This window comes from Jiangella rhizosphaerae (assembly GCF_003579925.1).
Lineage (GTDB): Bacteria > Actinomycetota > Actinomycetes > Jiangellales > Jiangellaceae > Jiangella > Jiangella rhizosphaerae.
Genome location: NZ_QUAL01000109.1, coordinates 1 through 4,928, shown reverse-complemented (window position 1 = coordinate 4,928; position 4,928 = coordinate 1). Strand labels below are relative to the sequence as shown.

The following is a 4,928-nucleotide window of genomic DNA, read 5'->3' as shown; positions in this document are numbered from 1 at the left end:
CGCGGGCCCCGCGCCGGCCGACGGCGCGGCCGCGGCGCCGCCGGTCTCCGTGCCCGAGACGATCAGCGGCCTGCAGGCGCTCGGCGCCGCCCGCCGTCGCATCGGGCCGGTCGTGCGGGCGGCCGAACGCGAGGTGCTGACGCTGGACTCCGGGGTCACCTGGGAGCTGCTCGGTCAGGTGCCCGAGGTGCACACCGACTTCCTGCGCATCACCTACCAGCCGGGCGGCTCGTCGTCGTCCGGCGCCGGGCTGCTCATGCGGCACTCGGGCACGGAGTACGGGCACGTCCTCAGCGGCGAGCTGGTGCTGACGCTCGGCTTCGACGAGCACCACCTGCGTGCCGGCGACTCCGTCTCGTTCGACTCCACGACGCCGCACTCGTACCGCAACGACGGCGCCGAGCCGGCCGTCGGCATCTGGTTCGTCCTCGAACAGTGACACTGCACGCCGTCCACCTGTGATCGGCGTCGCTGCCTGCCGGGTCCGGCGTCGGTAAGGTGCAAGCGTGGGCAAGGTTCATGAATCGATCAGCGGCCGGCTCCGCGACTTCATCGAGGCGCAGCAGGTGTTCTTCGTCGCGACGGCGCCGAGCGGGCCGGGCGGCCACGTCAACGTCTCGCCGAAGGGCATCGGCGGGTCGTTCGTCGTGCTCGACGAGCACACGGTCGCCTACCTCGACTACACCGCCAGCGGTGCCGAGACCATCGCCCACCTGCGCGAGAACGGCCGCATCACGCTGATGTTCTGTGCGTTCTCCGGCCCGCCGAACGTCGTGCGGCTGCACGGGACCGGGCGCTTCGTCACCCTCTACGACGACGAGTTCGCCTCGCTCGTGGAGCTGTTCCCCGAGCGGCGCGGAGCGCGGGCCGTCATCGTCGTCGACGTGCACCGGGTGTCCGACTCCTGCGGCTACGGCGTCCCCTTGATGGAGTACGCCGGCGAGCGCGACCTGCTTCCGCCGCACATGGAGCGCAAGGGCGTCGAGGGGCGGCAGGAGTACCGGCGCAAGAAGAACCGCGTCAGCCTCGACGGCCTCCCCGCCTTCGACTACGACCCCGTGTGAGGTGACCCATGGGCGCCGGCGTGGACCACCAGAGACTGGATCTTCACGACGGCGTCGCCGCGGCCATCGCGTCGTTCGCGTCCATGCTGCTGGCGGTCGTCCTGGCCGTCGATCTGGACGCCGACGACGGCGCCTCGGTTTGGTCCGACCCCGACGGGCTGCTGACCGTCCTCGTCATCTACGCCGGAGCGGTCTGGTTGGCCGGCTTCGTCCTCATCGGACTTCCGGCGGCCGTCTGGATCGAGCGCCGGACCCGGATGGACGCCTCGTGGGGGCGCCGGCTCGTGCCGTATTCCGTCGCGGGCCTGGTGGCGGGCGGGCTGCTGTTCCTGGTGCATCCGATCTTCCTGCCGGCGACCTTCGCGTCGGCGCTCGGGGGCAAGGCCGGTGTCGAGCTCCGTCGTCGTTGCAAGGCCCGCCACATGGCGGTGGCCCAGTGACGGACCCGCGGCTCGGGTCCCGGGCTGCGCTGGCGGGCCTGGCCGGCTCGTACGTCACGCTGCTCCTCGCGCAGGTCGCGGTGGTCGTCGCACTGAACCTGCCCGGATTCCTGCTCCTGGCGATCGCCGTCGCCACGCCGATCTGGCTCATCGCGGTCCTTGTCGTCGGCCTGCCGGTCGCTGCCCGGGCCGAGCGGCGGCTGCCGGCCGATGCGTCGGTCGCTCGCCGGTACGGCGCCTACGCCCTGGCCGGCCTGGTGTCGGCCGGGCCCGTCGCCCTGGCTGCGCTGATCCTGCCTCTGGGGTGGGACGTCGCGATGGCGGTGATCGCCCTCGGCTGCGGCGTCGTCTGCGCCATCGGCGGCAAGGCTGGCGTCGAGCTCTGGCGCCGGCACGAGCGCGCCCGAGCCACCCGGACCGGCCACTGACTGCGGCGCTCGATCATGGCGAACACGAATACTCAGCCGTCGACGTCGCTTACTCGCGGCTGGCGAACGATGAGGGGATGTCTCTCTTCGTGTGGAGAACCCGCCACACATCGACGTAATCGTCGCGCTCGACGTAGAACACGAGGTACGGGAAGCCGCTGACCGGGACCGTCCGGGGGCCGCGGAGGTCCAGGTCGTGGCCGTAGCGCGTCGATCCCGCCCCGGGATGGCGGCCGACCAGGCCGTACGCGCGCTCGAGCGCGTCGATGAAGTCGAGAGCCCGCTCCCGAGCGTGCTCTTTCAGGAGGAACGAGATCGCGTCGTCGACGTCCTGGGCGGCCTGCTCGCGCAGGAGGACGGGCTTGCCGCTCACCCCTCGGGCGAGGGCCCGATACGGGAGCGGAGTCCCTCGAAGTAGGCGGCGTCGGCGACGCCGGCCGGTGTCGAGGTGGCGCCCTCGAGAATGAGCGCGCGCAGCTGCTGGCGGTCCTGGTCCCTGCGGATCAGCTCGCGCACGTACTCGCTGCTGGTGCCGTAGCCGCGCTCGGCGACCTGCTGTTCGACGAACGCCTTGAGTAATTCGGGGAGCGAGATGTTCATCGTGCTCACACCATGAGGCTAGCGCCGCATGGCAAGAATTGCCATGACGCGCTGAGGTCGCCGGGTCAGTGGTCGACGTCGCCGATGTGGATGTGGATGCGGCCGAGGGGGAGGGGCGGGGCGGCCTCGCCCAGGACCGAGCGGACCGTCTCGTGCGCTACCCGCCGGACGGACTCGGCGAGCGGATGGACCGGTTCCGGGTAGGTGACGGCGATGGTGACCCGCAACGAGGTCAGGACGTCGCCGTCGAGGTCCAGTCTGACGTGCGTGGCCTGTGCCCCGTCGACGCTGTCGACGGCGGCCTGGAGGTAGGTCGTGACCACCTGGTCGCTGACGTGGAAGTCGCCGGCCTCGTCGCGGGCACGCACCGGGCGCGACCGGCGGGTGGCGGAGAGGACGGTCTGCAGGATCCGTGGCGACGCCGTCGTCCAGCCGTGGTCGGTGTAGGCGCGCAGTGCGGACGCGGCGCGGTCGACGACGGCGGTCCCGGGCTCGTGCCCGTCGCCCGAACCCGAGCTCGAACCCGGACCGGAGCTCAGCGCCATGCGGCCAGCCTTTCCGCCAGGCGCCGCCGGGCCCGGTGCAGCAGGCCGCGGACGATGTCGCGTGAGGTGTGCATGATCTCGGCGATCTCCTCGTAGCTGAGTTGGTCGACCTCGCGGAGCAGCCAGGCCACCCGCTGCGGCTCGGGGAGGCCGGCCAGGGCACCGTCGAGCGCGGCCACCAGCTCGTTCTCGATGATGCCACGAGCCGGGTCGCCGGCGGCGTCGACGAGCGTCTCGTGCTCGCCGGCCTCCGTGGGAACGGGCCGGCGCTTGCGCCGCACGTTGTGGGCCTTGTTCAGGGTGAGCCGCAGGAGCCAGCTGCGCAGCGCCGCGTTGCCGCGGAAGTCGGCCAGATGCCGCCAGGCCGCCAGCAGCGCGTCCTGCACCGCCTCCTCGGCGTCACCGTCGTCGAGCAGCGCCCGGCGGGCGAGCCGGTACATGGCCGGGCCGTGCCGCCGCGCTATGACGCCGAAGGCCACCCGGTCGCCCAGCCCCGCGCGCCGGGCCAGCACGAGGTCGTCCAGGCCCTCCGGCGTCCCGGACCCATCGCTCACATCAGACAGGTGACCGGAATGTCGGGAAACATGCGTGACGTCCGGCCGGGTGCGGGTGTCTTACCACTGTCAGCCGCGCGAGCGGTCAGCGATCAGGGGGAGGGCCACGATGACCACGGACGGGCCGAACGTGTCGGCGACGGGGAGCGGTGGCGCGACGGCGCCGGCCGCGCGTGAGGCCGGGCAGGGTCCCTTGGTGACGGAGCTGGGCCGCACCACCATCGCCGACAGCGTCGTGTCGAAGATCGCCGGGATCGCCGCGCGCGAGGTGTCCGGCGTGCACGACCTCGGCGGCGGTGCCGCCCGGATGGTCGGCGCGATCCGCGAGCGGATCCCCGGTTCGCGCACGAACCTGCAGCAGGGCGTCTCCGTCGAGGTCGGGGAGCGTCAGGCCGCCATCGACATCGACATCGTGGCCGAGTACGGCGTGTCCGTCGTGGATCTGTCGACCGGCATCCGGCGCAACGTCATCGCCGCGGTCGAGCGGATGACCGGGCTCGAGGTCACCGAGGTCAACGTCACCGTCAACGACGTCTACCTCGAGGGCGAGGACGAGGGCGAGCAGCGCGAGAGCCGGGTCGAATGATCTCGATGGAGCCGGCCGGGACCGAGCCGGACCCGGCCGAGGTCGTCGCGGCGGCGGTCCGGGCGGTGCCGGGTGTGACCGGGCTCTACGCCGGACTGTTCGGCGAGGTCGCGACGCACCTGGCGGGCCGGCGGGTGCCCGGGGTCCGCATCGACGACCGCGGCAACGCCGAGGTGCACGTAGTGCTTCAGTGGGCGACTCCGGTGCCGGCCACCGCGTACGCCGTCCGGCGGGCCGTGGCGCGGCTGGTTCCCGGCGAGGTGCACGTGGTGGTCGACGACATCGCCGGCCCGGGCGAGCCCATGGATACCGGAGGTGGGACGTGAACACGGTGACCATCGGCCTGTTCACCGGCCTGCTGCTCGGCGTGGCCGCGGCGGCGGGCGGCTTCTGGGGCTTCGTCGTCGCGGTGCTGCTGGGCCTGCTGGGTGCCGCCGTCGCCGGTCAGGTGTCCGGCGAGATCGACGTGACGGCCGTGCTGCGCGGGCGGGACCGGGAGTGAGATGACGGCGGGGGCGAAGGCGGCGGGCGCCGGGTCCGAGATCGACGCCCGCGGCCGGCTCGTGATCCACGAGCGCGTGGTGCGGAAGATCGCCGAACGGGCCGCGGCGTCGGTGGCCGGCCGCGCGGAGCACGAGACGGTGTGGGCCCGACTCGGCGGCGGGCGGCTGCCGCACGCCGACGCGCGCGTGATCGGCCGGCACGCGCGGC

At 72.8% G+C, this 4,928-nt stretch carries 12 protein-coding genes; 8 read left to right on the top strand and 4 right to left on the bottom strand.

Annotated features, from left to right (window positions below; all coding sequences use genetic code 11):
- From DY240_RS11695 to DY240_RS11680, 4 genes are all read left to right on the top strand, one after another.
- Positions 1–439 (top strand): cupin domain-containing protein (locus DY240_RS11695; protein ID WP_147375296.1); only part of this gene is annotated, 439 nt, incomplete at its 5' end.
- Positions 440–506: 67 nt separating this feature from the next.
- Positions 507–1,064 (top strand): pyridoxamine 5'-phosphate oxidase family protein, encoded by a 558-nt coding sequence (locus tag DY240_RS11690; protein ID WP_119660071.1) that lies wholly within the window; start codon positions 507–509, stop codon positions 1,062–1,064.
- 8 nt (positions 1,065–1,072) lie between these two features.
- Entirely contained in the window at positions 1,073–1,504 is a 432-nt protein-coding gene (locus DY240_RS11685; RefSeq protein WP_119660070.1) for a hypothetical protein, read from the top strand.
- A complete protein-coding gene (locus tag DY240_RS11680) occupies positions 1,501–1,932 on the top strand; it encodes a hypothetical protein (RefSeq protein WP_119660069.1) in 432 nt (143 codons plus the stop codon). Before DY240_RS11685 ends, DY240_RS11680 begins: the two co-directional genes overlap by 4 nt.
- Positions 1,933–1,981: 49 nt before the next feature.
- Here the strand turns inward: DY240_RS11680 and DY240_RS11675 are convergent, their stop codons facing one another.
- The 4 genes from DY240_RS11675 to DY240_RS11660 are packed head-to-tail and all read right to left on the bottom strand — an operon-like array spanning position 1,982 to position 3,631.
- The gene (locus tag DY240_RS11675; protein ID WP_119660068.1) at positions 1,982–2,305 is read right to left on the bottom strand and encodes a type II toxin-antitoxin system RelE/ParE family toxin; all 324 of its coding nucleotides are present in this window, start codon (positions 2,303–2,305) and stop codon (positions 1,982–1,984) included.
- Positions 2,302–2,541 (bottom strand): type II toxin-antitoxin system ParD family antitoxin, encoded by a 240-nt coding sequence (locus tag DY240_RS11670; RefSeq protein WP_119660067.1) that lies wholly within the window; start codon positions 2,539–2,541, stop codon positions 2,302–2,304. The genes DY240_RS11675 and DY240_RS11670 overlap by 4 nt, the downstream gene beginning before the upstream one ends.
- A 56-nt stretch (positions 2,542–2,597) precedes the next feature.
- Positions 2,598–3,077, bottom strand: a complete 480-nt coding sequence (locus DY240_RS11665) for a hypothetical protein (protein ID WP_119660066.1) — start codon at positions 3,075–3,077, stop codon at positions 2,598–2,600.
- Complete coding sequence (locus DY240_RS11660) at positions 3,068–3,631, bottom strand: RNA polymerase sigma factor (protein WP_199701345.1); 564 nt, start codon at positions 3,629–3,631, stop codon at positions 3,068–3,070. The genes DY240_RS11665 and DY240_RS11660 overlap by 10 nt, the downstream gene beginning before the upstream one ends.
- A 109-nt stretch (positions 3,632–3,740) precedes the next feature.
- Between DY240_RS11660 and DY240_RS11655 the strand changes: the two genes are divergently transcribed.
- From DY240_RS11655 to DY240_RS11640, 4 genes are all read left to right on the top strand, one after another.
- Positions 3,741–4,217 (top strand): Asp23/Gls24 family envelope stress response protein, encoded by a 477-nt coding sequence (locus tag DY240_RS11655; RefSeq protein WP_119660064.1) that lies wholly within the window; start codon positions 3,741–3,743, stop codon positions 4,215–4,217.
- 5 nt (positions 4,218–4,222) lie between these two features.
- Complete coding sequence (locus DY240_RS11650) at positions 4,223–4,543, top strand: Asp23/Gls24 family envelope stress response protein (RefSeq protein ID WP_199701344.1); 321 nt, start codon at positions 4,223–4,225, stop codon at positions 4,541–4,543.
- Positions 4,540–4,719 (top strand): hypothetical protein, encoded by a 180-nt coding sequence (locus tag DY240_RS11645; RefSeq protein WP_119660062.1) that lies wholly within the window; start codon positions 4,540–4,542, stop codon positions 4,717–4,719. Before DY240_RS11650 ends, DY240_RS11645 begins: the two co-directional genes overlap by 4 nt.
- A 1-nt stretch (position 4,720) precedes the next feature.
- Positions 4,721–4,928, top strand: a 208-nt coding sequence (locus tag DY240_RS11640; RefSeq protein WP_199701343.1) for a hypothetical protein, incomplete at its 3' end; no start/stop codon positions are given.

Bases quoted from the DNA above. Each gene is read 5' to 3' on its own strand.
- DY240_RS11685 (WP_119660070.1), top strand. From the start codon at position 1,073: ATGGGCGCCGGCGTGGACCACCAGAGACTGGATCTTCACGACGGCGTC.
- DY240_RS11665 (WP_119660066.1), bottom strand. From the start codon at position 3,077: ATGGCGCTGAGCTCCGGTCCGGGTTCGAGCTCGGGTTCGGGCGACGGG.
- DY240_RS11655 (WP_119660064.1), top strand. From the start codon at position 3,741: ATGACCACGGACGGGCCGAACGTGTCGGCGACGGGGAGCGGTGGCGCG.
- DY240_RS11650 (WP_199701344.1), top strand. From the start codon at position 4,223: ATGGAGCCGGCCGGGACCGAGCCGGACCCGGCCGAGGTCGTCGCGGCG.